We start from the raw sequence: 23167 nt of genomic DNA on the forward strand, positions 1-23167 counted from the left end.
ACATGACCCAGAAACTTGTTGTTATCGGTGCGGGCATGGCATCTGGCCGCGTGTTGGAACATCTCTTTGAGGGCAACGCTGATTTTGACGTCACCCTGTTCAACGCCGAAGAGCGCGGCAACTACAACCGGATCATGCTGTCGCCGGTGCTGTCGGGTGAAAAAACCTATGAGGATATCGTCACCCATGACGCCGACTGGTATGAGGCCAACAATGTGACCTGCCACTTTGGCACCCATGTCACCGCCATTGACCGCCAGGCCAAAACCGTCACCAGCACCAAGGGCACGACCTCCTATGACAAACTGCTGATCGCCACCGGCTCGGCGCCCTTTATCATTCCGGTGCAGGGCAAGGACCTGCCCGGCGTCATCACCTATCGCGATCTGGATGACACCAATGCCATGATCCAGGCCGCAGAGACCGGCGGCAAGGCCGTGGTCATTGGCGGCGGGCTGCTGGGGCTGGAAGCCGCCGCCGGCCTGGCCGAGCGCGGCATGGAGGTGACCGTGTTACATCTGATGGGTCATCTGATGGAGCGCCAACTGGACGAGGCCGCCGGATTTCTGCTGCGACGCGATCTGGAAAAGCGCGGCATCACGGTGAAATGCCGCGCCTCTACCGCTGCCATCCTCGGCACCGACAAGGTCGAAGGTGTGCTGCTGGAAGATAACGAAGGGCTGGAGGCCGATCTGGTGGTCATGGCCGTAGGCATCCGCCCCGAAACCCGTCTGGCCACCGACGCCGGGCTGGAGGTGGCGCGCGGCATCGAGGTTGGCGCTCAGCTGCAGACCTCGGACCCTGATATCTTTGCGGTTGGCGAATGTGTTGAATTCGACGGTCAGCTCTTTGGCCTGGTGGCGCCGCTTTATGACCAGGCCAAGGTACTGGCCCATAGCCTGATGGAGACGCCTGCGGTTTTCACCCCCAAGGAGCTGTCGACCAAGCTGAAGGTCACCGGCTGTGATCTGTTCAGTGCCGGGGATTTTGCAAGTGGCGAAGGGCGCGAAGACATCGTGTTCCGCGACCCTGCCCGTGGCGTCTATCGCCGTCTGGTGATCGAAGATGACTGCGTCATCGGTGCGGTGATGTATGGCGATACCAGCGACAGCAATTGGTTCTTTGGCCTGATCCGCGACAAGACCGATATCGCGGATATGCGCGACACGCTGATCTTTGGCCCCGCCTATCAGGGGGGTGCCCCCTCGGACCCGCTCTTGGCCGTTGCAGCCTTACCGCGTGACGCGGAAATCTGTGGCTGCAACGGCATTTGCAAAGGACAGATCGAGGATGCAATTGCCGCTGGCGCCACAGATATCGAGGCGTTGCGCAGCCAGACCAAGGCTTCGGCCTCTTGTGGAACCTGCACCGGGCTGGTGGAACAGGTGCTCTCCGTCACTCTGGGGGATGACTTTGTCCTGCCAACCGCCCAGCCTGTCTGTGGCTGCACCGATATGACCCACGAAGATCTGCGTCGCATGATCAAGAGCCAAGAGCTGAAATCCCTGCCAGCCGTCTGGCAGGCCTGCGATTGGAAAACCCCCTGTGGCTGCCATGTTTGCCGCCCGGCGCTGAACTTCTACCTCTTGGCCGACTGGCCGCTGGACTATGAAGACGATCCACAGTCGCGTTTTGTAAACGAGCGCAAACACGCAAATATCCAGAAAGACGGTACCTTTAGCGTGGTTCCACGCATGTGGGGCGGCATCACCACCCCGGATGAGTTGCGCGCCATTGCTGATGCGGCGGAGAAATATGCGGTGCCCACGGTCAAGGTCACCGGCGGTCAGCGCATTGATCTCCTGGGGGTCAAAAACGAAGACCTGCCCGCGATCTGGCATGATCTGAACCAGGCTGGCATGGTTTCCGGGCATGCCTATTCAAAGGGGCTGCGCACGGTGAAGACCTGTGTTGGCAGTGATCACTGCCGTTTTGGCACCCAGGACAGCACCGGGCTGGGCATCCAATTGGAAAAGGCGCTTTGGGGCTCATGGACACCGCATAAGCTGAAGCTGGCGGTGTCTGGCTGCCCACGCAACTGCGCCGAAGCCACCTGCAAGGACATTGGCATTGTCTGCGTCGACAGCGGTTATCAGATCAGCATTGGCGGCGCGGCGGGCATGGATGTGCGCGAGACCTCGCTGCTGTGTCAGGTGGCAACCGAGGCAGAGGTCATGGATGTGGTCAAGGCCGTCACGCAGTCCTATCGCGAGAACGCCAGATATCTGGACCGGATCTACAAATGGATGGACAAGGTCGGGCTTGACTGGATCCAGGCGCAGATCGCCGATCTCGATACCCGCGCTGCGCTGGTGGCCCGGTTTGATCTGTCACAGACCATCTACCGTAAGGACCCCTGGGCGCAGCAGGTTGTCAAATCTGCCCCCTATATACCCCTTGCCAATCTCACGCTGGAGGCCGCCGAATGAGCAACTGGATCGATATCGCCGCCCTGGAAGAGGTGCCCCAACGCGGGGCGCGTCTGGTGAAAACCCCGCATGGCTGCGTTGCCATCTTTCGCACCGCCGGGGATGAGGTCTTTGCGCTCGACAATGCCTGCCCGCATAAAAACGGCCCCTTGGCCGATGGTATCGTGCATGGCAAGGCGGTGACCTGCCCGCTGCACAACTGGGTCATCTCACTGGAGACCGGCGCTGCGCAGGGCGCGGATAAGGGGCAGGTTGCCACCTATCCCGCCAAGGTCACCGGGGGCCGCATTCTGCTGGATGCCGATTTCCTGCAACAGCGAGCTGTCGCATGACAGGCCGTCAGGATCTGGATCAGCCCCTAACCCAGGCCGTAGCCCCGGCCCTGACCCGGACCACCTGTCCCTATTGTGGCGTCGGCTGCGGCGTGCTTGCCGGGGCGGATGGCACCATCAAAGGCGACCCCGAACATCCCGCCAACTTTGGGCGGCTCTGTTCAAAAGGCGCCGCCCTGGGCCAGACTATTGATCTTGAAGGGCGGCTTCTGACCCCCCGGATCAAAGGCCAGGATGCCACCTGGGACGAAACGCTTGACCTGATGGCAGATAAATTCAGCACAGCCATTCGGGACCACGGCCCCGACAGCGTTGCCTTTTATGTCTCGGGGCAATTGCTGACCGAAGACTACTATGTTGCCAACAAACTGATGAAGGGCTTTATCGGGTCAGCCAATATCGACACCAATTCCCGGCTTTGCATGGCCTCTTCGGTGGCGGGGCATAAACGCGCCTTTGGCAGTGATACCGTTCCGGGCAGCTACCAAGATCTGGAAGAGGCCGATCTGGTCGTGCTGGTTGGATCAAACCTGGCCTGGTGCCACCCGGTGCTGCATCAGCGCATTGCCGCTGCCAAAGCCGCAAGACCCGGCCTGAAGGTGGTGAACATTGACCCCCGCAAGACCGCAACCACCGCGCTTGCCGACCTGCACCTGCGGATTGTGCCGGATGGCGATGTGGCGCTGTTCAACGGATTGCTGGCCCATCTGGCTGACACCGGGCAGCTCGACGATGACTACCTGGCAAAGCACATCACCGGCCGCCGCCCTGCGGTCACCCAGGCGCGTCTGGGTGATCCGCTGGACAGCGGCCTGACGCAGCCAGAGCTGGCGCAGTTTTACCAGCTTTGGGCAGGCACCCAAAAGGTGGTGACGGTCTATTCGCAGGGGGTCAATCAATCCCGCTGTGGCACCGACAAGGTCAACGCGATCCTGAACTGCCACCTTGCCACCGGGCGGATCGGCAAACCGGGGTGCGGCCCCTTTTCGGTGACTGGCCAGCCCAATGCCATGGGCGGGCGCGAGGTTGGCGGATTGTCCAATATGCTGGCCAACCACCTGGATATCGAAAACCCTGATCACCGCGCCCGCGTACAATCCTTTTGGCAAAGCCCGACGATCTGCGCCCAGCCCGGTCTCAAGGCCGTCGATCTGTTTCAGGCCTGCGCCAGTGGCAAGATCAAGGCGCTCTGGGTGATATCCACCAATCCCGCTGTCAGCCTGCCCGATGCCGATGGGGTCGTGGCAGCCATTGCCAAGGTGCCCTTTGTTGCCGTCTCTGACATCATGGCGCGCACCGATACTGGCGATCTGGCTGATGTGCTGCTGCCTGCCACAGGCTGGGGCGAAAAGGACGGCACCGTCACCAATTCCGAACGCCGGATCTCGCGGCAACGCGCCTTTCTGCCCGCCCCCGGCGCATCGCGGCCTGACTGGCAGATCATCTGCGATCTCGCCAGTCACATGGGCTGGGGCAAGGCCTTCGACTACACTGGCCCGGCGGAAATCTTTGCCGAATATGTCGCCCTTGGGTCTGCCACTGCGGATTTTGGCCGCGATCTTGATCTCAGCATCTTTGCCGATGTTGACTACGCCAATCTGCTGCCCACCCAATGGCCGCAAAACGACAAACGCTTCTTTGCGGATGGCGGGTTTTACCACGCCGACGGCAAGGCCCGCATGGTGGCGGTCCGCGCGCCGGTGCGCAGGCAGGGATCTGATCTGACACTCAATACCGGGCGTAACCGTGACCAGTGGCATACCATGACCCGCAGCGGCAAGGCACCACGTCTGGGCGCGCATCTGGCCGAACCCTATGTCGAAATCCACCCCGGTGATGCCTCCGATCTGGCGCTGCAGGCAGGTGATCTGGTACATTTGAAAACCGGCTATGGCCAGGCCGTTCTACGGGCGCTGATCACAGATCGCGGTACACGGGGGCAGCTCTTTGCGCCGATGCACTGGACCCGCCAGAACAGCACGGGTGGCTGCATCAATGCGCTTGTGCCGTCGATCACCGACCCGATATCGGGGCAGCCTGCCTCCAAGCTCACCGCGGTTTCGGCGCAGAAATTCACTGCCGCCTGGTATGGGTTTGCCGCCTCTGTCTCGCCGCTTCGGCCTGGTGGGGTCTATGGCGCCATCGCCCGATCGCTGACCGGATGGCAGGGCGAATTTGCCGGGCAAGAGACCCCGCCAAGCTGGCAGGGACTGGCGCAGGATCTGCTGAATATGGCCGACTGCGAGGTCACCGAGGTGAGCGATCCGCATCAGCGCCAGACCCGGCTGGCCTTTTATCGGGGGGAGACCCTGGCAGGTCTGTTCTTTGCCAGGCCCGAACCGGTGTCGCTGGCCCGTGCCTTTGCCATCTCGCTGATTGGCAGTGAAACGCCACCGCTGCAGGCGCTGGCCGGGCGCAGCGGCAGCGATCAGCCCGACCCGGGTGCCAGCGTCTGCGCCTGCATGAATGTGGGCGTCAATACCCTGCGCGCCGCGATTGCTGCCGGGGCCACGACGGTTCAGGCTCTGGGGGAGGCGACCTGCGCCGGCACCAGCTGCGGATCCTGCAAACCCGAGTTGACCAGCCTGATCGCGCAGCACAGTGTCGCGATGGCCGCCGAATGACCCTGGCACCCTTTGTCCGCATCGTGGCCCAGGGCAAGGGCCGCGCCCGCCCCCTGACCCAGACCGAAGCCCAGGCGGCCATGGCCCTGATTCTGGCGGGCAAAGCCGCCCCTGAAGCCCTGGGTGCCCTGCTGATGGTGCTGCGCCTGCGTGGCGAAACCGACAGCGAGATCGCGGGCTTCACCGCCGCGCTGCGCGCCGCCACCCGGCTGCCAGATACCGCGAAAGGGGCAGATCTCGACTGGCCCTGCTATGCCGCCGGGCGCACCCGTGGCGCACCGCTGTTTCTGCTGGCAGCCAAACTGGTGGCACAGGCGGGCTACCGGGTGGCGCTGCATGGCTGGAATTCGCATCAAGGCGGCACCGCCGATCTGCGCCGCGCCCTGCAAGAACTGCCGCTAGAAGGAGGAGGCCTGAGCTATACCCCGCTGGAACTTCTGAACCCTGCAGCCTTTGACCTGCTGCGACTGCGCGATACCTTTGGCCTGCGCAGCTGTATCAACACGGTGCTGCGCATGTGGAACCCGCTGGCCGCGCCGGTTTCGGTGCAGGGGGTGTTTCATCCCACCTATCGCGGGCTGCAATCGCGGGCAGCTGTACTGCTGGGGGATCAGGATCTGCTGGTCATCAAGGGTGGCGGCGGCGAGTTTGAACGCCACCCCGGCAAGGAAATCATCCTCTTTGGCCGCCGCAAGGGCACAGAACTGGATGCCCGCGCCGCGCCGCTGCTGCAGGATGATGCCCGCCGCCTGCATGAGCCGGATCACCCGCTGGACCTGGGGGCCATCTGGTCCGGCGCGCAGGATGATGCCTTTGCCCGGACCACCGTGACCGGCACCGCTGCCCTCGCACTATGGAGCCTGCAAGCCGCCCCCACACTTCCCGCAGCAACAACGCTGGCAACCAAACTTTGGCAGCAGCGCCACAGCCAAAATCGGAGTTCGCTATGAAGACCCTTCCCCTGCAGCCCGCCTCCAGTCGTCCGCGTTCGGGGCAGAAACTGGCCGAGATCTGGTCCAAGATCAGCGGTTATTACGGCCCGCTGCTACCGCGCCTGCCCCAATCAGCGCCTCCGCTTTGGCCACGCAGTGCAAATCCTCTGAGCTGGTTGCTTGACTGGCCGGATAAGCCAGCGCGACGGCTCCACCGCAAAGGGCGGCAACAGGCCGGGACCGTGGCTCTGGTTGGGGCTGGGCCGGGAGCCTGCGATCTGATCACCCTGCGGGGGCTGCGCCGCCTGCAGGCCGCCGATGTGATCTTTTATGACCGGCTGGTGGATCCCGAAGTGCTGGCTCTTGCCCCGGCGCGGGCAGAACGCATCTATGTCGGCAAGGCCCCCGGCCAGCACCACTGGACGCAGGACAAGATCTGCGCCGCGCTGGTGGCAGTTGCCGGGCAGGGCAAGCGGGTTGTGCGGTTGAAATGCGGCGATCCCGGCGTCTTTGCCCGCGGTGCTGAAGAAGTTGATGCCCTGAGCGCCGCCAATATCCCCTATGAAATCGTGGCCGGTGTGACCGCCGCCAGTGCCGCCTCGGCCGCGCTTGGCGGGTTTCTGACAGAGCGCGGCACCTGCGACACCCTGGTGCTGGCCACCGGACAGACGCAGAAGGCCGCCGGGAATGCCAATTGGATTGCCCAGTTGCAACCCGGCACCCGCATGGCCATCTACATGGGCGTCGGCGCGGCAGCTGAGATCACAAAGGCGCTGACACAGGCCGGGCTGGCGCAAGAGGTGACCATCGACATCGTGTCGCGGGCTGAACACAGCGACCAGGTGGTGGCCCATTGCCGCGCAGCAACCCTGCAGGAAACGATCCGCACCAGTGGCGTTTCAAACCCGGCAATCATGTTTCTGACCCGTCCACATCTGCCCAGCTAGCGTATGCTGCGCCAAAGCGAATCCCTGCACTACGCAGCAAGAACATGCAAAATCAAATGGGTAGAGCTGGTCAAAGCTTCACCCGCTCCGATTTGGGGTCATACATCGGTTTCAGCGACGCCGTGGCACGGACCCGTGTTCCCATGACGTCAATTTCATAGGCCGAGGCCAGCACCTCTGCTGCGCTCTCGCCTTCGCAGGGCACATAGCCGAGGCCAATCGCGCCGCCCAGCGTATGACCATAGTTGCCCGATGCGATATAACCGACGATTTCACCATCCCGCAGCACCGGTTCATTGTGATAGAGCAGCGGTTCCGGATCATTGAGCATGAATTGCACCATCCGCGCCTTTGGGCCAGTTTCGCGCCGGTCCAACACCGCCGCGCGGCCAATGAAATCTGGCTTGTCGGTTTTCACCGCAAAGCCAAGGCCCGCGTCGATCACATGGTCTTCGCAGGTAATGTCATGGCCAAAATGGCGAAAGCCTTTTTCGATCCGGCAGCTGTCCATCATATGCATACCGCAGAGCTTTAGCCCCAGATCCTGCCCCGCCGCATGCAACGTTTCAAAGGCATGGCCCGCCATATCGGCGCTGACGTAGATTTCCCAGCCCAGTTCCCCCACATAGGTCACCCGGTGGACACGGGCCAGGCCCATGCCCAGCTCGATCTCTTGCGCGGTGCCAAAGGGGTTCACCGCGTTGGAAAAATCATTGGGAGAGACCCGTTGCAGCAGTTTGCGGGCATTGGGCCCCATCACGGCCAGCACGCCTTCGCCCGGCGTCACATCGGTAATCACCACGCGGTAATCGCCAAGGTGCCGCCGCATCCAGACCTCATCCGCCAGCCGCGTGGCCGCCGGAGTGACCACCAGATAGGTGGTCTCGCTCAGCCGGGTGACGGTGACATCCGCCTCGATGCCGCCGCGGGTATTGAGAAACTGCGTATAGGTAATCTTGCCCACAGGCACCGACAGGTTCGCCCCACAGACATGGTTGAGAAAGGCCTCGGCATCAGGGCCTTCGACCCGGATCTTGCCAAAGGAGGACATGTCATACATGCCGACATTTTCCCGCACGGCGCGGTGTTCCGCTGCCGCGTTTTCAAACCAGTTCTGCCGTTTCCAACTGTATTCATACTCCGCCTTCTGCCCCTCATTGGCGAACCAGTTGGCACGTTCCCAACCGGCCAATTCGCCCATGACCGCCCCCTGCTGCAGCAGCTGGTGATGGAAAGGCGTGCGTCGCACCCCGCGCGCTGTGGCCTTTTGCCGATAGGGGAAGTGATCCGCATAGAGCAGCCCCAGCGTTTCTTGTGAACGCTCAAACAGGTAGTGTTTATTGCCCTGAAAGGGCTGCATGCGGCTGATGTCGACATCGCCCAGATCAAAGGGTTTCTGGCCCGCATCCATCCACTGCGCCAGCGCCATGCCCGCGCCGCCGGCCGATTGAATACCAATCGAGTTGAAACCCGCCGCCACCCAGACATTGTCCATCTCAGGTGCCAGGCCCAGATGGTAGGCATCGTCGGGGGTAAAGCTCTCGGGGCCGTTGAAAAAGGTGTGGATGCCGACCTCGGCCAGCATGGGCATCCGGTTACAAGCGTTTTCCAGAATGGGTTCGAAGTGGTCAAAATCTTCCGGCAGCTGGTCAAATTCGAACCCGTCAGGAATGCCCGCCATGGCCCAGGGCTTGGCCTTGGCTTCAAAGGCGCCCAGCAGCATCTTGCCCGCATCTTCCTTGTAGTAGGCACATTCATCCGGCACCCGCAGCACCGGCAGCTGGGTCAGGCCCTTGATGGCCTCGGTCACGATGTAGAAGTGTTCACAAGCATGCAGCGGTACGTTGATGCCGGCCATGCGGCCAACTTCGTGGCCCCACATGCCGGCACAGTTCACCACCATGTCAGCCTTGATATGCCCCTGGGCCGCGCCATCATCGCTAACCCAGTCAACGCCCGTCACCCGGCGTCCCTGTTTGGTCACGCCAGTGACCTTCGTGCGTTCCTTCACCAGGGCGCCGCGCTGACGTGCGCCCTTGGCCAGGGCCAGCGCGATATTGGCAGGGTCGCCCTGGCCATCCTTGGGCAACCAGACGCCGCCGGTAACGTCGCGCGTGTTCAGATGCGCATAGCGGGCCTTGACCTCTTGCGCAGAGATTTCTTCGACATCCACGCCAAAGGCCCGCGCCATGGCCGCCTGGCGAAAGATCTCTTCGCGGCGCTCCTGCGTTAGGGCCACGGTGATCGACCCGCAGCGCTTGAACCCGGTGGCAACACCGGTCTCCTCTTCCAGCGCGCCGTAGAGCTCTTGGCTGTATTTCGCCAGTTTGGTCATATTCGCGGTGGCGCGCAGCTGGGCAATCAGACCGGCGGCATGCCAGGTGGTGCCAGAGGTCAGTTGCTTGCGTTCCAGCAGCACCACATCCTGCCAACCGAGCTTGGCCAGGTGATAAGCAACCGAGCAGCCAATAACGCCACCCCCGATGATGACCACACGGGCCTGGGCAGGAAGATCGTGCATATCATGCCTCCGATAAAACCGACTGGCACCAGACTACCACCGCCCGGCGCCAGAAAAGGCATCAAAAACGTCAGCTATCCCGCAAGTTTCCCTGTGAGCTCACATTTCCTTATGGCCATTGCCGCCATTACGGCGCTGTTTGCGCAGGGCATGGGGCGTGATGCCAAAGACGGATTTGTAGAGCGATGAAAACCCGTTGGGGAACCCACAGGCAAGGCCAATCTCGCGCAGGCTCAGGCTGGTGTTGAGCAACAGGTTATTGGCCTTGTTCAGCCGCATTTCACGGTAGAACCCATTGGGCGTGGTACCAAGGCTGGTCTTGAACTTGCGCTCCAGCGACCGGGGGGAAACGCCCAACTCGGCGACAATACTGCCGATGGGCAGCGGATCCTCGATATTGGTCTGCATCAGGCGCATGCAGTGATCCAGATCGCGGTCACCGGTCAGGCTGGATTGGGCCCCCGAATAGGGCTGTAAAGAAGCCGGGTCGCGCACCTGTTCATGCAGCATGATATTGGCTACGCTCATCTGCACCGCCGCCGAGGTCAGTCGGCCAATCAGCGCCAACACGATATCGGTGGTCGCGCCCATGCCGGCACAGGTGATCACCGGACCATCGGTGCTGGCCAGGGCCTGACTCGCTTCGAACAGGCCAAGGCGTTCGCGCAGCAGGGCGGCGTTTTCCCAATGCGTGGCCCCAGACCCGCCGCGATCTTTCAGATGGCGCGCCGCCGCCTCGGCCAATAGATAAACCTGCGCGCCCCGGTTGGTATAGCTTTCTATCACCGACGCCAGTGACAGATCGGGGTGATCAGGATCGGTATTCCCCAGAACAAAGGCAAAATCCGCCTCGGGGCGATCCGCAAGGGCCTGAGTATCAACCAACAGCCCGGCCCGGCAGGACAGCTGCCCCCCCCGGACAGAGCGCATGCAGATCCGAAAAGGCGGCTGGGCCAGAACCCGATTTGCGATGCGCAGCGTATCGGCCACAGCGGCCATCTCGGTCAGCACAAACCCATCGGCCAGCAGAATATCCACGCACCAGACCCGAGACGTGGCGGCACACTGCTGTTTCTCCGCTTGCTTGCCCATGAATGCCGCCTTTCTTGCGCAGGGGTTCAAACGATCTGATGCCCGGCCTGTCGCAGTTGCCGCGCTATTTCGGCAATATGCGCCGGACCGATTTCGCAGCAGCCGCCAACAATTGTTGCGCCCTGCGCCACCCAGGTCATGACAAAGGCAGCATATTCGGCGGGTCCCATATCATGACGTTGCTCCAGCGCCTCTACGGTAGGGGCCTCTTGCAAGAAGCCTTCGGTAATGCGGGTAAAGCCATTGGCAAAGGCCCCAAAGGGCTTGCCAAAGGTCTTGATGATTTCCAGCCCGGCGGCAATCACCTCGGGCAGCGAGCAATTGATCAGCACCGCAGCGGGTTGCAAGGCCTCAACCAGATCAGCGAGCTCCCGCACCGGTTCACCTGAACGCAGCCGGGTGCCATCCTCATCCATAACCGAAACCGCCAGCCAGACCGGTTTTTCGGTTGCCCTGCAGGCCATCAGGGCACCACGGGCGTGATCCAACGAGGAAACGGTTTCCAGCATAAACAGATCGGCCCTTGCGTCCAGCAGGCTTACCTGTTCGGCAAAGAGCCTTTGCACCTCGGCCAGCGGGGGCAACAGATCGGGGCGATAAGAGGCCCCGAGCGGCCCCAGGGCAGCCGCGATGCGCCCCGTGCCATGGGCATCGCGGGCGGCTTCAGCCTGGGTCATCGCCATGGCCAGCAGCGCTTCATACTGGTCTTCAAGCCCGGCGCGCACCAGACGGTCGCGGTGCACCGCATAGGTATTGGCGGTGGCCACCGTCGCCCCGGCGGCAAAATAGTCGCGATGGACCGCCCCCACCAGCTCTGGCTTGTGCAGCATCACAGATGTAGACCAAAGCGGCGTCGGACGGTCGCCGGAACGTTTAACAATTTCCTGGCCAATCGAGCCGTCCAACAGGGTTATTTCCATGTATCTTGTCCTTTCACAAACCCGGGCCACCGCCCGCTAGCCCCCCGATAGAGCCGCGAAAGCGCGCACCCTTGAGTGCCTGAAACATATTCACAGGCAAGGCCTCCATGACGATACAGGCCCTGCTACCAAAGCCCGTTCAGGCCCGCAAACGATCGTTTTCGGGATCCCAAAGCGGCCTGTCTTCCTGTACCACGGCGCGGCATTTCGTGCCGTATATCTCCACCTCCAGCGCGGTGCCCGGAACCGCCAGATCGGCACGTACCATTCCCAGCGCGATCGAGGCGTTGACCCGGTAGCCCCAGTCCCCCGATGTGGTCTCTCCCACGATCACACCATCTTTCCAGATACAGGACATATAGGGCGCATCCGCATCTTCCGCGTCGACCACCAGCGTGACAAAGGCCTTTTGCCGCCCCTGCTGCTGTTCTTTCTGGATCGCCGCCTTGCCGGGGAAATCCTGCGGCTTGTCGAGTTTGACAAACCGGCCCAGACCGCCTTCCATCAGCGAATAGTCAGTGGAAAGATCGCCCTTCCAGCTGCGATAGCCCTTTTCAATCCGCAGCGAATTCAGCGCATACATGCCAAAGGGTTTGGCACCTGCCTGCAGAATGGCGGCATAGATCGCAGGCTGGTCCGCATTGGCGCAGTGTACCTCCCAGCCCAGTTCCCCCGCAAAGGAGACCCGCGCCAAAAAGGCAGGCTGGCCGGCGACAGTCGCCTGTTGATGGGTCAGCCACCCGAGGGAGAGATCCGCATCCGACAGGCCAGCGAACAGATCGCGCGCCTTGGGGCCAGTGACGATCATGGTGCCAAATTCAGCGGTATGATCCGTCAGGCTGATCCCCGCAGGCAGCGCTTTGCGCAGGATGTCATAGTCATGCCACTGGGCGCTGCCCGCTGTGATCATGGTAAAGTGGTCTTCGGCGTGGCGGATGCAGGACATCTCAGTCAGGATACGACCCCGGCTGTCGGCAAAATACACCAGGTTCATTCGGCCGACCTTGGGCAGGCCCCCGGTCACCAGCCCGCGCAGAAACGCGGCAGCCCCGGTGCCCGCAAGATTGAAGCGGGAAAAGCCCGGCAGGTCCAGCACGCCCACGTGATCGCGCACCGCTTCGCATTCTTCGCGGATACGCTGCTGCCAGGGACCAGAGCGCCCCCAGGTCTGGGTTGCCGCCTCGGATGTGTCGTCGCCCGGCTTGGCAAACCAGTTTGCGCGCTCCCAACCGTTATAGGCCCCCATGACACCGCCCAGCGCAGTAACACGATCATGCACAGCGCTGAGCTTCTTATCCCGGCCCGCAGGCCATTCGTGATGCGGGAAATGCATGGCATATTCGTTGCCGTAGACCTCCATCCCCTTTTGCACACAGTAATCGGAGTCAGTGTAATCAGTGTAGCGGCGCGGATCGACGGCCCACATGTCCCATTCGGTCTGACCATCGACGATCCATTCCGCCAGACATTTGCCTGCCCCGCCGCCCTGGGCGATACCAAATGTAAAGACGCAGGCCTCAAAGGCATTATCGACGCCCGGCATCGGCCCCAGTAGCGGCAGCCCATCTGGCGCGTAGGGGATCGGTCCATTGATCACCCGCGCCACGCCGGACTGCGCCATCAGTGGCACCCGCTCCATAGCGTCGGTGACGATATCCTCGATGCGGTCCAGATCATCGTTCCACAGCTGAAACGAGAAATCCTCTGGCATCGGATCTGCTTCGCTCAGCCAATGGGCGCGGCAATTGGGTTCATAGGGGCCAAGGTTGAAACCGTGTTTTTCCTGCCGCAGGTAGTAGGACACATCAACATCGCGCAAGAGAGGCAGCTTTTTGCCGCCATTGGCCTTGGTCCAGGCCTCGACCTCTGGCACCTCTTCCGACAGAAGGTATTGATGGCTCATCACCATCATCGGCACCTGCCGCCCGCCATAGGGGCGGAACCATTCGCCCACGCGCTGCGCATAGTAGCCCGCCGCATTGACCACATAATCACAGGAAATATCCCCCTGATCCGTATGGACAATCCAGGTCTTATCCGCATTCTGCGTCACCCCGGTCGCAGGGCAGAAGCGGAAAATTCTCGCGCCCATGTCTCGGGCCCCCTTGGCCAAAGCCTGGGTAAGCTGCGCCGGATCAATATCGCCATCCGACGGGTCAAACAGCACACCTTGCAGATCATGAGTTTCCAGAAAGGGATAGCGTTCCTTGGCCTGCTCTGGCGTCCAGATTTCCATCGCGATGCCCTGATACCGCCCCATGGAGCGCGCACGCTCAAACTCTTGCATCCGCTCTTTGCTATGGGCCAACCGGATAGAGCCGGATTGGTGATAGTTCATCGGATAATCGACCTCTTCGCCCAGACCGGCATAAAGCTCGGTCGAATAGCGCTGCATGTTCATGATCGACCAGGAGGTCGAGAAGGTCGGCACATTGCCCGCCGCATGCCAGGTCGATCCGGCCGTCAGCTCGTTCTTTTCCAACAAGACGCAATCGCTCCAGCCCTTTTTGGCCAGATGATACAACGATGAGGCCCCGACCACACCGCCGCCAATGATCACCACGCGGGCCTTGCTTGGCAGGCGGGCCTTGTCTGTGCTCTCGGACATGTTTGCTCTCTCCCGGTTAGTCTTGTTGCGCAACGCCATCAGCGATGTCGTAGAAATCACCCTTGTCACCAACAAAGATGTGCTTTTCGATCTTCAGCCCACTGGGGGGCTCGACAGCGCCAAGGGCAAAACTCGTGGTATCCTCATCGTGGGCCTTCCAGAACAAATAGGATCCGCACCGGGCGCAGAAGCCGCGTTTGGCCTGAGGGCTGGCCTCAAACCAACTGACCGGGCCGGAAATGGTCAGATCATCGTCTTTGACATAGGCCGAGGACCAGATGCCGCCGGACTGTTTGCGGCACTGGCTGCAATGGCACATCGAAGCCCCCTGCGGCCTGGCCCCGGTTGCAAAGGTGATATCGCCGCAGAGGCAGGCGCCTTTGGTTATGCCTGTTGTCATCGAAATTCCTCCAGTTGTGGTGCGCTACTGGCCCCCAGCAACATACCGTAGACAATAAAACACAGCGCCAGCCCCCGGCGGATCCAGGCGTTGAACACCGCCTTCAGCGCCGCCCGCCCCATGACAAATCCCAGCAGGGTAAAGCCGGTATAGCTGAGCGCGGTCAGCCCCAGGGCGGTGGGCATAATGCCCCCCATCTGCTGCCAGATCGGTACATCAGGCTGCACAAACTGGGAAAAGGCGGCCAGGTACCCAGCGACGCTCTTGGGATTGATCGTGGCCACTGCCAGAGCATGCAAATAGACATGGCGCGCCGGGCGCTCTACGGCCGGGGCCGGTTTGGTCGCATTGCGCCAACTGCGCAGCCCCATGAAGATCAGAAATCCGGCGCCAATGATCTTGGCCACAAAGAACCACAGCGGCGCGGCCGCGATCAGCGCCGTGACACCCAACGCCGAGAGCAGCAAAAACAGCGTCGCCTGGGTCAGGATTGCCAGCACCCCCAGCATTGCCTTTGGCAGGCTGAGCATCATGCCGTTGCTGATGCAATTCACCGCATTTGGCCCCGGCGTGGTGACAAAAACGACCCAGAACAGGGCAAATATGGTCCATGCTTCAAAACTCATCCCACAGACACCGCCTTAATACACTGGCGGCGCGATGACCCAGACCGCGACGGCTGCATCATCATAGGGGTTGGCCCATTGGTAGGGCTGGTGCTTGATGCGGAAACTGTCGCCCGGCCCTACGGTAAAGCCCTTGCCATCAATCACCAGATCCAGCTTCCCCGAGATCATATAGCCCAGCTCTTGCGTGGGACGATCAGCAGGCTGTTGCATCTTTGAATGGGGCTGAAAGGTGGAATGCACCATTTCAAAATCATCCGTCAGGTCTGGTGACAGCAACTCTTCGATCAGACCTTCTTCTCCTGATCCCATGGGGCGGCGCGATCCCGCCCGCACGATATAGCCATGTTCCCGCACCGGCGCATCGGAATGGGCAAAAAGCATCGACATCGGCACGCCAAGGCATTTGGCCAGCAGGCGCAGATCAGAGATCGAAGGATCCGACAGATCCCGCTCTACCTGGCTGAGCCAACCCACCGATTTCTCCAGCTGCCCTGCAATTGCTGTCAGGGTCAGCCCACGCGCCTTGCGCAGGGCGCGAATGTCAGCGCCCAGGGTTGCGGCATGGGGGGCTTGGCTGGTCACGGTTGACGTCTCCTGCGGCATGGATGAAATTTGACGGCAAAGTTTCACCATTCTCGGTACACTGCCCTCCTTGAATGAAATTTCCAAGGATTTTTTCACCAAATCCGCCAGAAGATTGCCCTTGCGTCTGCAACATCCCTGGGCAAAACCCCGCAGATATAGGCGACAGACAAAAGAGAAACCGATGCAGTCAGAGTTCTGGGCCTGGGCGCTGCCCTGCCTCCTTGCCATAAACGGGCTGAGCTTTATCGCATTCGGTCTGGATAAATTCTGCGCCAAACACGGGTTCTGGCGGGTACCAGAGGCACGGTTACTGCTGCTGGCCGCGCTTGGCGGCAGCCCTGCCGCCTATCTGGCGCGGTGGCTGTTTCGTCACAAGACCCGCAAACAGCCCTTTTGTCGCCGCCTGAACAGGATCGCCTGGGCGCAGCTGCTGCTGCCCCTCATATGGGTGCTTGGCTTCACCTGATACAGATCAGACTGTCGGCCCGGCTGGCCCCGCCCCGCCAAAGACCTGGGTCAGGATCGCCGCCAATTGGTCTGCGTCCTGCTGGCTAAAGGCTGCGGGTTGGTCACTGTCGATATCCAGCACCGCGATCAGATCGCCTGCATGGTTCCAGACCGGCAGCACCACTTCGGAGCGGGTTGAAGAGGCACAGGCAATATGGCCGGGAAAATTCTCGACATCCGCCACCAGCTGTACCCTGCCGCTGCGCGCTGCCGCACCGCAGACGCCGCGCGAGAACGGGATTTGCAAACAGCCATGCCCGCCCTGATAGGGGCCGATCTTCAACAGATCAGGCGCAACCACCCGATAAAACCCTGTCCAGTCAAAGCGGTCATCGCTATGGTGCAATTCGCAGGTGACGGTGGCCATAAGGGCGATTTCGTCCTGCTCATTTTCGGTCAAAGCCCGGATGGTTTTGGCCAACATCTGGTAATCTGCGCGCATGCCTGTCTTCCTTCCGGCGGTGTAAGGGGGCTGTCTGCCCCCTCTTGACCCGAGGGTCAATTCACCCCCGAAGGTATTTATCGCAAGATGAAGATCAAGCCCGTTCGATTGCGATGGCGGTGCCTTCGCCGCCACCAATGCAAATCGCCGCCACCCCGCGTTTGAGGCCACGTTTTTCAAGCGCATTGAGCAGGGTTACCATGATGCGTGCGCCCGAAGCGCCAATGGGATGGCCCAGCGCGCAGGCGCCGCCGTTCACATTGATCTTGTCGCGGCTGATGCCCATCTCGTGCATGAAGGCCATCGGCACCACTGCGAAGGCCTCGTTTACCTCCCAGAGGTCGACATCTTCGGTGCTCCAGCCGATCTTGTCCAACAGTTTCTTGGCCGCTGGAACTGGTGCAGTGGTGAACAGGCCCGGAGCCTGGGCATGGCTGGCATGACCCAGAATGCGGGCGCGCACTGTCAGCCCCTGCGCCGCCGCGGCCTCTTGCGACGCCAGTACCAAGGCGGCCGCCCCATCGGAGATTGACGAGGCATTGGCTGCGGTCACCGTGCCATCCTTGCGGAAGGCGGGTTTCAGCGCCGGGATTTTTTCCGGGCGGGCATTGCCGGGCTGTTCATCAACCGCCTGAGTGGTTTCACCCCGACGCGTTTCCAGCAGGACGGCAGCGATTTCACCGTCAAAAGCGCCTGTTTGTTGCGCTTCCAGTGCATTGGACAGGGATTTCAGCGCATACTCGTCCTGGGCTTCCCGGCTGAATTGATATTGGGTGGCGCAGTCTTCGGCAAAGGTGCCCATCAGGCGGCCCTTGTCATAGGCATCTTCCAAGCCATCAAGGAACATATGGTCGATCACCTGACCATGGCCAATTCGGGCACCGCCTCGGTGATTGGGCAGCAGATAGGGTGCATTGGTCATGCTTTCCATGCCGCCTGCGACAACGCTGTCCACCTGACCCAGGGCGATCTGATCATAGGCGATCATCGCCGCCTTCATGCCGGATCCGCACATCTTGTTAAGGGTGGTTGCGGGCACCTCTTCGCCCAACCCCGCCGCGAATCCTGCCTGGCGTGCCGGGGCCTGGCCCTGCCCTGCGGGCAACACACAGCCCATCAGGACCTCGTCTACCGTTTTGGCACCTGCGCCCTCCAGGGCTGCCTTGATGGCGACACCACCCAGGGCAGAGGCCGAAAGCCCGGAAAACGCCCCCTGAAACCCACCCATAGGGGTTCGGGCTGCACCTGCAATCACAACATTTTTCATCACATATTCCTCCAATCGTCGCCAATATGAATACCGAATGCTAAGCTTTGAGGTCTAGACTGGTATAAATACGTTGAGACAACACCTGGGGGATCCCTATGAGCCTGACAAGTACACGGGCAGATGGCGCGCAGATCGTGACTGTAAACGCAGAACGCATTGATGCAGCCATGGCCATTCAATTCAAAGAAGACATGCGGGCCGAAACCGAAGACGGCACCGATCGTATCATTCTGGACCTATCCCTGGTGCAATTCATCGATTCCAGCGGTCTGGGGGCCATCGTCGCCGCCATGAAACAGCTGGGTCGTGATCGCCGCCTTGATCTGGCCGGCCCGACCCCAATGGTGGAGAAGGTCTTTCGCCTGACCCGCATGGATACAATTTTCAATCTCTATAGCACGCTGAACGAAGCCGTCACCGAGACCAAGACCTGAACTTCGCCCACGAAATGATCCCAGGGTAGGAAGTGAGAGATGAATGGCTGAAATTTTTGCATGCTCGTTCACCGCAACAGAGTTGGATGCCAGAAGCGGCATCTCGGCGGTTATGGAACGACTGCGAGAGATAGATTTGCCCGATGAGCGGGCCGGAGACGTCCAAATTGCTTTGGCCGAGGCGGTGAATAACGTTGTCGAACACGCCTATGCGGGCACAGAAAAAGGGGATGTGCGTATCAAGTGCAATCTTTACCCACAGGAACTGCGAATCCAGATTTGCGATGCAGGGTTCCCGCTGACTGATTGCGCATTGCCGCCGGGCGAGCCCGCCGATTTGTCCGGCCCGATTGAGACCCTCCCCGAGGGGGGCTTTGGCTGGTTCCTGATCCGCGAGCTAACCAGCCGGCTGCACTACGAACGACTGGGGCGGAACAATCGGCTCTCGCTGTATTTTCAGGTACCACCGACTTGAGGGTGATCAAGAGCGCCCAAAACGCGCCACAATGCGGACCTACTCTCGTCACAGGCCTCATCTATGAGTTAACCTGTAGCTGACCTAGGCTTCCCCTGGCGCTGGACATCTAAGCCCCCACCAACCGTGCAACGCCAGGGATACCCCCATGAATATAAGCGCGTGGCATCCTAGGCCTAGATGGCGAGGATGTTACCGCTATCGTTTGGCTGGACCAAAGAGCGCCTGGGCGGATGGCACCGCAGGCCGCTTGCCGGTTTGAATTTTCATTGCCATTCCCAGCCCAGGAACTACCCTGCCGACGACCAAACAGGAGTGGTAAATGCGCGATTTTCAATCCCCCGGACGTTCCGCCGTCTTTGCCCAGAATGGCCTCTGCGCCACCTCGCACCCGCTGGCTGCCGGTGCGGCGATTGATGTGCTGAAACGCGGCGGAAACGCCATGGACGCGGCCATCGCAGGTGCCGTTCTGCTGGGCATTTGTGAGCCGCAGATGACCGGGATCGGTGGCGATTGCTTCGTGCTCTTTTCCCGTGGCGGCAGCAACGACATTCACGCGGTGAATGGATCCGGGCGCGCCGCCGCTGGTGCCAGTGCTGCAGAGCTGCGGAACCAGGGCAAGGCCACCGTGCCGCTGCGCAGCGCCCATGCCGTTACAGTGCCCACCGCGATCGAAACCTTCTGCACCCTGGCCGAAACCGAAGGGAAACTGGGCTTGGACGCCCTGCTGGCCCCTGCGATCCATTACGCCGAGACCGGCGTTCCGGTTGCGCCGCGTGTGGCCTTTGACTGGGCCAATGACGCCGACGCCCTGCAGGGATCGGCCCGCGACGCCTACCTTTTTGACGGCAAGCCACCAAAGATCGGCCAGATATTTCGCGCCCCGGGCCAGGCCGAAGTCCTGCGCCGAATTGCCCGGGATGGTCGCGATGCCTTTTACACCGGCGAAATCGCCGACGATATGCTGGCGACGCTGCAGGCGGCTGGCGGGCATCACAACGCCGCAGATTTTGCCGCCGCGCAATGCGACCGGGTCATCCCGGTTTCGGCCTGCTACAAGGGGATAGATCTGGTCGAGCATCCACCCAATGGTCAGGGGGCAACCGCGCTACTGCTGCTCAATATCCTGTCACATTTTGACATTGCGGCAATGGATCCGCTGGGGGCCAAGCGGGCCCATATCGAAGCCGAAGCGGCCAAACTGGCCTATGATGCCCGCAACCGATTTCTGGCCGATGCCGATCATACGACGCAGCTGGATCACATGCTGGCACCCGAAACAGCAGCGCGGCTGGCGGCATTGATTGACCACAAGCGCGCGATGGCGGCCCCCGCAGCGCTGAGCGAGGCGGTCCACAAGGATACGATCTATATCACCGTGGTCGACAAAGATCGCATGGCCGTCTCGCTGATCTATTCGATCTTTCACGGCTTTGGCTCTGGCCTTGCCTCGGAGAAATTCGGCATCCTGCTGCAGAACAGAGGCGCCGGCTTTACCCTGCAAGAGGGCCATCCAAACGCGCTGGCAGGCGGCAAGCGCCCGATGCATACCATCATTCCCGGCATGCTGCGGCAAGAGGGGCGCGTGTTGATGCCCTTTGGGGTGATGGGGGGGGCCTATCAGCCCAATGGCCATGCGCGGTTTGTCTCTAACCTGCAGGATTTTGGCATGGATCCACAGCAGGCCATAGACGCACCGCGCAGCTACAGCGATGCCGGTATTCTAAAGGTTGAACGCGGCTATAGCGATGAAACCCGTCAGGCACTGCGCGACATGGGCCATCAAATTGAAACCCCAAAGACCGCCATCGGCGGTGCCCAGGCGATCACTCTGCGGGCAGATGGTATCCTGGAAGGTGCCAGCGATCCGCGCAAAGACGGTTGCGCGCTCGGCTATTGATCAGGGCTATTTTCTTTGGTCAAACGCCGGGCCACAGCCCGGCATCACCAGCCACCCGGCAAGCAACCGCGCGCAGTGCAAGGAAATAAGATGGAAGGAAGCCCGAAGGCGGCAAGCAGCAGGTCACAGCAAACGCGTGTAGCGAGATCAGTTCAGCTGATACTGCAAAGAGTAGGCCGCGCCATCGAAGCGACCAAACATCTCTGGCAGGTCCGGGTGGCTGATCGGTTCGCCCGAATAATCGGCAACCAGATTCTGCTCTGACACATAGGCGACATAATAGGTCTGATCATTCTCTGCCAGCAGATGATAAAACGGCTGGTTTTTCATTGGCCTGCTGCCTTCAGGAATGGCGTCATACCACTCTTGTGTATTCTCGAACTCTGGGTCCACGTCAAAAACCACGCCGCGAAACGGGTGTTTGCGGTGCCGGACAACCTGCCCCAAGTTATATTTCGCGCGCGTTCTAAGCATTTCTTGACTGTCTCCGTCTCTTGTTACTAACGCGAAACACTGGCAAATGTCCAACTCTTGACGTAAATTTTAAAGGAAACAGACTGTGAACCTGGCCTTGACAGTGCTTGAAATCACCGCCCCCGTTTTTCTGCTTGCCGGGGTTGGATTCACCTGGGTCCGGCTGGGATTTGAATACCGTATTCAGTTTGTTACCCGGCTGGCGATGACCCTTGCGGTACCGGCGCTGATCTTCACCGCCTTGATGAAAACCGACCTCGACAAAGGCGCCCTTGGGGTCTTTGTGATCGCGGCCCTTCTGGGGCATCTGCTGCTGGCGCTGGTTGGCGCGATACTGGTCAAGCTTGGCCATTTGAATCGGCAGACCTATCTGGCACCCTTCATTTTTGGCAATACCGGCAACCTGGGCATCCCGCTGGCGCTGTTCGCCTTTGGCGAGGCCGGGCTGGGCTATGCGGTGGTGATGCTGGCGGTTTCTGCCGTCCTGTCGTTTACCCTGGGCCTGACGCTGGTGGCGGGCAAGGGCGGCGGCGGCAAGGCACTGAAAGAACCCATGGTCTGGGCCACCCTTCTGGGGGCGCTGTTTCTCTGGCAGGATTGGCAGACGCCGCAGTTCTTGACCAATACGCTGGATCTGATCGGGCAAATGGCGATCCCGATGATGCTGATCACCCTGGGCGTGGCCATCGCCCGGCTGTCGCCCGGAAAAACGGGGCTCGCCGTGTTGCTGTCGCTGGCAAAGCTGTGCACCAGCGTCGCCATTGGCTGGGGGCTGGGGCTGGCCTTTGGTCTTGATGACATCGCCTTTGGCGTGTTGGTTCTGCAGCTGGCCACCCCGGTTGCCGTCACCTCATATCTCTTGGCCGAGAAATTCGGTGCCGAGGCCGAAGCCGTTGCAGGGCTTGTGGTGGTTTCAACCCTGATGGCCATCGCCGCATTGCCGCTGGTCCTGTCAGTATTGATTGATTTGTGATTTTCTCTTTTGCGCAAATTCGCTAGAATGGCAAAAAAAGATAACAACTTAGGCAGAGACAATGAGCAGAATCATCGTCGCGCTCGCACTTCTTTTGGTCGTCGCGTCCTGCGGAGGCGGTCACAACACGCCGCCGCGCAATCTGGACAATGCATGCGCCATCATCAAAGAGCGCCCAAAATACCTCAAAGCCTTTCGCGCGGCTGAACGGCGCTGGGGCGTTCCCATGCATGTGCAGATGGCCACCATCCACCAGGAAAGCAGATTTCGCGGCAAGGCCCGTACGCCGCACAAGTATCTTTTGGGGGTGATCCCCATGGGACGGCAGTCCAGCGCCTTTGGCTACGGTCAGGCCCTGGATGGCACCTGGGAAGACTATAAACGCGACACCGGGCGGCGCCGGGCCAAGCGCGACCGGATAGAGGACGCCACCGATTTCATGGGCTGGTACATGAACACCAGCAAGGAAAGAAACGGCATCCAGCTCTACGATGCGCGCAACCAATATCTGGCCTATCACGACGGCCATACCGGCTATTCCCGCGGAACCTATAACTCCAAACCCTGGTTGGTGCGCGTCGCCAGCCAAGTCGAGGCCCGCTCGCAGATGTATCAAACGCAACTGGCCACCTGCCGCCACGCCCGCTAGTCTGAGCACCTACAGCGAAGCTGT

The 23167-nt window shown here is 60.9% G+C and carries 21 protein-coding genes; 11 read left to right on the forward strand and 10 right to left on the reverse strand.

Features of this window, described 5'->3' with window-relative positions; translation table 11 throughout:
* The first annotated feature begins 2 nt into the window (after window positions 1-2).
* From nirB to cobA, 5 genes are read left to right on the forward strand one after another with little or no spacing between them, the layout of a single operon-like run.
* Window positions 3-2429 carry a nitrite reductase large subunit NirB gene (nirB, locus tag P2081_RS06000; RefSeq protein WP_278921971.1) on the forward strand — a complete coding sequence of 809 codons (2427 nt, stop codon included), beginning with the start codon at window positions 3-5 and terminating at the stop codon, window positions 2427-2429.
* Window positions 2426-2761, forward strand: a complete 336-nt coding sequence (gene nirD / locus P2081_RS06005; protein ID WP_278921972.1) for a nitrite reductase small subunit NirD — start codon at window positions 2426-2428, stop codon at window positions 2759-2761. The genes nirB and nirD overlap by 4 nt, the downstream gene beginning before the upstream one ends.
* On the forward strand, window positions 2758-5385 hold the full coding sequence (locus tag P2081_RS06010) for a nitrate reductase (RefSeq protein WP_278921973.1): 2628 nt from the start codon (window positions 2758-2760) through the stop codon (window positions 5383-5385). Before nirD ends, P2081_RS06010 begins: the two co-directional genes overlap by 4 nt.
* The gene (locus P2081_RS06015; RefSeq protein WP_278921974.1) at window positions 5382-6335 is read left to right on the forward strand and encodes a glycosyl transferase family protein; all 954 of its coding nucleotides are present in this window, start codon (window positions 5382-5384) and stop codon (window positions 6333-6335) included. The genes P2081_RS06010 and P2081_RS06015 overlap by 4 nt, the downstream gene beginning before the upstream one ends.
* Window positions 6332-7264 carry a uroporphyrinogen-III C-methyltransferase gene (gene cobA / locus P2081_RS06020; RefSeq protein WP_313790329.1) on the forward strand — a complete coding sequence of 311 codons (933 nt, stop codon included), beginning with the start codon at window positions 6332-6334 and terminating at the stop codon, window positions 7262-7264. The genes P2081_RS06015 and cobA overlap by 4 nt, the downstream gene beginning before the upstream one ends.
* Window positions 7265-7334: 70 nt before the next feature.
* On the opposite strand, the gene P2081_RS06025 is transcribed toward cobA, so the two are convergent.
* The 7 genes from P2081_RS06025 to P2081_RS06055 all read right to left on the reverse strand — a co-directional run bounded on the left by P2081_RS06025 (window position 7335) and on the right by P2081_RS06055 (window position 16016).
* Window positions 7335-9785 (reverse strand): GcvT family protein, encoded by a 2451-nt coding sequence (locus P2081_RS06025; RefSeq protein ID WP_278921975.1) that lies wholly within the window; start codon window positions 9783-9785, stop codon window positions 7335-7337.
* A 99-nt stretch (window positions 9786-9884) separates the two neighbouring features.
* Entirely contained in the window at window positions 9885-10877 is a 993-nt protein-coding gene (locus tag P2081_RS06030) for a GlxA family transcriptional regulator (RefSeq protein ID WP_278921976.1), read from the reverse strand.
* Between the two features lie 26 nt (window positions 10878-10903).
* On the reverse strand, window positions 10904-11797 hold the full coding sequence (locus P2081_RS06035; protein ID WP_278921977.1) for a homocysteine S-methyltransferase family protein: 894 nt from the start codon (window positions 11795-11797) through the stop codon (window positions 10904-10906).
* A 139-nt stretch (window positions 11798-11936) separates the two neighbouring features.
* Entirely contained in the window at window positions 11937-14405 is a 2469-nt protein-coding gene (locus tag P2081_RS06040) for a GcvT family protein (RefSeq protein ID WP_278921978.1), read from the reverse strand.
* Window positions 14406-14421: 16 nt separating this feature from the next.
* Window positions 14422-14793 carry a GFA family protein gene (locus P2081_RS06045; RefSeq protein WP_417700343.1) on the reverse strand — a complete coding sequence of 124 codons (372 nt, stop codon included), beginning with the start codon at window positions 14791-14793 and terminating at the stop codon, window positions 14422-14424.
* Between the two features lie 8 nt (window positions 14794-14801).
* On the reverse strand, window positions 14802-15431 hold the full coding sequence (locus P2081_RS06050) for a LysE family translocator (protein ID WP_278921980.1): 630 nt from the start codon (window positions 15429-15431) through the stop codon (window positions 14802-14804).
* A gap of 15 nt (window positions 15432-15446) precedes the next feature.
* A complete protein-coding gene (locus P2081_RS06055; protein WP_278921981.1) occupies window positions 15447-16016 on the reverse strand; it encodes a helix-turn-helix domain-containing protein in 570 nt (189 codons plus the stop codon).
* 184 nt (window positions 16017-16200) lie between these two features.
* Here P2081_RS06055 and P2081_RS06060 point away from each other — a divergent pair, with 184 nt between their 5' ends.
* Window positions 16201-16485 (forward strand): DUF1294 domain-containing protein, encoded by a 285-nt coding sequence (locus P2081_RS06060; RefSeq protein ID WP_278921982.1) that lies wholly within the window; start codon window positions 16201-16203, stop codon window positions 16483-16485.
* A gap of 6 nt (window positions 16486-16491) precedes the next feature.
* Here P2081_RS06060 and P2081_RS06065 read toward each other — a convergent pair whose 3' ends face one another.
* Window positions 16492-16968 carry a GAF domain-containing protein gene (locus P2081_RS06065; RefSeq protein ID WP_278921983.1) on the reverse strand — a complete coding sequence of 159 codons (477 nt, stop codon included), beginning with the start codon at window positions 16966-16968 and terminating at the stop codon, window positions 16492-16494.
* Window positions 16969-17062: 94 nt separating this feature from the next.
* Window positions 17063-18235, reverse strand: a complete 1173-nt coding sequence (locus P2081_RS06070; RefSeq protein WP_278921984.1) for a thiolase family protein — start codon at window positions 18233-18235, stop codon at window positions 17063-17065.
* A 98-nt stretch (window positions 18236-18333) separates the two neighbouring features.
* On the opposite strand from P2081_RS06070, the gene P2081_RS06075 reads away from it, so the two are divergent.
* The 3 genes from P2081_RS06075 (at window position 18334) to P2081_RS06085 (ending at window position 21047) form a co-directional block, all read left to right on the forward strand.
* Entirely contained in the window at window positions 18334-18672 is a 339-nt protein-coding gene (locus P2081_RS06075; RefSeq protein WP_278921985.1) for an STAS domain-containing protein, read from the forward strand.
* 43 nt (window positions 18673-18715) lie between these two features.
* A complete protein-coding gene (locus P2081_RS06080; protein ID WP_278921986.1) occupies window positions 18716-19147 on the forward strand; it encodes an ATP-binding protein in 432 nt (143 codons plus the stop codon).
* A gap of 322 nt (window positions 19148-19469) precedes the next feature.
* Window positions 19470-21047: a gamma-glutamyltransferase family protein gene (locus tag P2081_RS06085; RefSeq protein ID WP_278921987.1), complete on the forward strand. Its 1578-nt coding sequence runs from the start codon at window positions 19470-19472 to the stop codon at window positions 21045-21047.
* Between the two features lie 147 nt (window positions 21048-21194).
* Here the strand turns inward: P2081_RS06085 and hspQ are convergent, their stop codons facing one another.
* Entirely contained in the window at window positions 21195-21521 is a 327-nt protein-coding gene (gene hspQ, locus P2081_RS06090; protein ID WP_278921988.1) for a heat shock protein HspQ, read from the reverse strand.
* Between the two features lie 85 nt (window positions 21522-21606).
* Here hspQ and P2081_RS06095 point away from each other — a divergent pair, with 85 nt between their 5' ends.
* Entirely contained in the window at window positions 21607-22494 is an 888-nt protein-coding gene (locus tag P2081_RS06095) for an AEC family transporter (RefSeq protein ID WP_278921989.1), read from the forward strand.
* A gap of 61 nt (window positions 22495-22555) precedes the next feature.
* On the forward strand, window positions 22556-23143 hold the full coding sequence (locus P2081_RS06100; RefSeq protein ID WP_278921990.1) for a transglycosylase SLT domain-containing protein: 588 nt from the start codon (window positions 22556-22558) through the stop codon (window positions 23141-23143).
* The last annotated feature ends 24 nt before the right edge of the window (window positions 23144-23167 follow it).

The sequence above is a fragment of the Pseudophaeobacter profundi genome (genome assembly GCF_029697505.1).
Classification (GTDB): Bacteria; Pseudomonadota; Alphaproteobacteria; order Rhodobacterales; family Rhodobacteraceae; genus Pseudophaeobacter; species Pseudophaeobacter profundi.

Coding starts and splice junctions, on each gene's coding strand:
- nirB (WP_278921971.1), top strand. CDS start 3: ATGACCCAGAAACTTGTTGTTATCGGTGCGGGCATGGCATCTGGCCGC.
- nirD (WP_278921972.1), top strand. CDS start 2,426: ATGAGCAACTGGATCGATATCGCCGCCCTGGAAGAGGTGCCCCAACGC.
- P2081_RS06010 (WP_278921973.1), top strand. CDS start 2,758: ATGACAGGCCGTCAGGATCTGGATCAGCCCCTAACCCAGGCCGTAGCC.
- P2081_RS06015 (WP_278921974.1), top strand. CDS start 5,382: ATGACCCTGGCACCCTTTGTCCGCATCGTGGCCCAGGGCAAGGGCCGC.
- cobA (WP_313790329.1), top strand. CDS start 6,332: ATGAAGACCCTTCCCCTGCAGCCCGCCTCCAGTCGTCCGCGTTCGGGG.
- P2081_RS06025 (WP_278921975.1), bottom strand. CDS start 9,785: ATGCACGATCTTCCTGCCCAGGCCCGTGTGGTCATCATCGGGGGTGGC.
- P2081_RS06030 (WP_278921976.1), bottom strand. CDS start 10,877: ATGGGCAAGCAAGCGGAGAAACAGCAGTGTGCCGCCACGTCTCGGGTC.
- P2081_RS06035 (WP_278921977.1), bottom strand. CDS start 11,797: ATGGAAATAACCCTGTTGGACGGCTCGATTGGCCAGGAAATTGTTAAA.
- P2081_RS06040 (WP_278921978.1), bottom strand. CDS start 14,405: ATGTCCGAGAGCACAGACAAGGCCCGCCTGCCAAGCAAGGCCCGCGTG.
- P2081_RS06050 (WP_278921980.1), bottom strand. CDS start 15,431: ATGAGTTTTGAAGCATGGACCATATTTGCCCTGTTCTGGGTCGTTTTT.
- P2081_RS06060 (WP_278921982.1), top strand. CDS start 16,201: ATGCAGTCAGAGTTCTGGGCCTGGGCGCTGCCCTGCCTCCTTGCCATA.
- P2081_RS06065 (WP_278921983.1), bottom strand. CDS start 16,968: ATGCGCGCAGATTACCAGATGTTGGCCAAAACCATCCGGGCTTTGACC.
- P2081_RS06070 (WP_278921984.1), bottom strand. CDS start 18,235: ATGAAAAATGTTGTGATTGCAGGTGCAGCCCGAACCCCTATGGGTGGG.
- P2081_RS06075 (WP_278921985.1), top strand. CDS start 18,334: ATGAGCCTGACAAGTACACGGGCAGATGGCGCGCAGATCGTGACTGTA.
- P2081_RS06080 (WP_278921986.1), top strand. CDS start 18,716: ATGGCTGAAATTTTTGCATGCTCGTTCACCGCAACAGAGTTGGATGCC.
- P2081_RS06085 (WP_278921987.1), top strand. CDS start 19,470: ATGCGCGATTTTCAATCCCCCGGACGTTCCGCCGTCTTTGCCCAGAAT.
- hspQ (WP_278921988.1), bottom strand. CDS start 21,521: ATGCTTAGAACGCGCGCGAAATATAACTTGGGGCAGGTTGTCCGGCAC.
- P2081_RS06100 (WP_278921990.1), top strand. CDS start 22,556: ATGAGCAGAATCATCGTCGCGCTCGCACTTCTTTTGGTCGTCGCGTCC.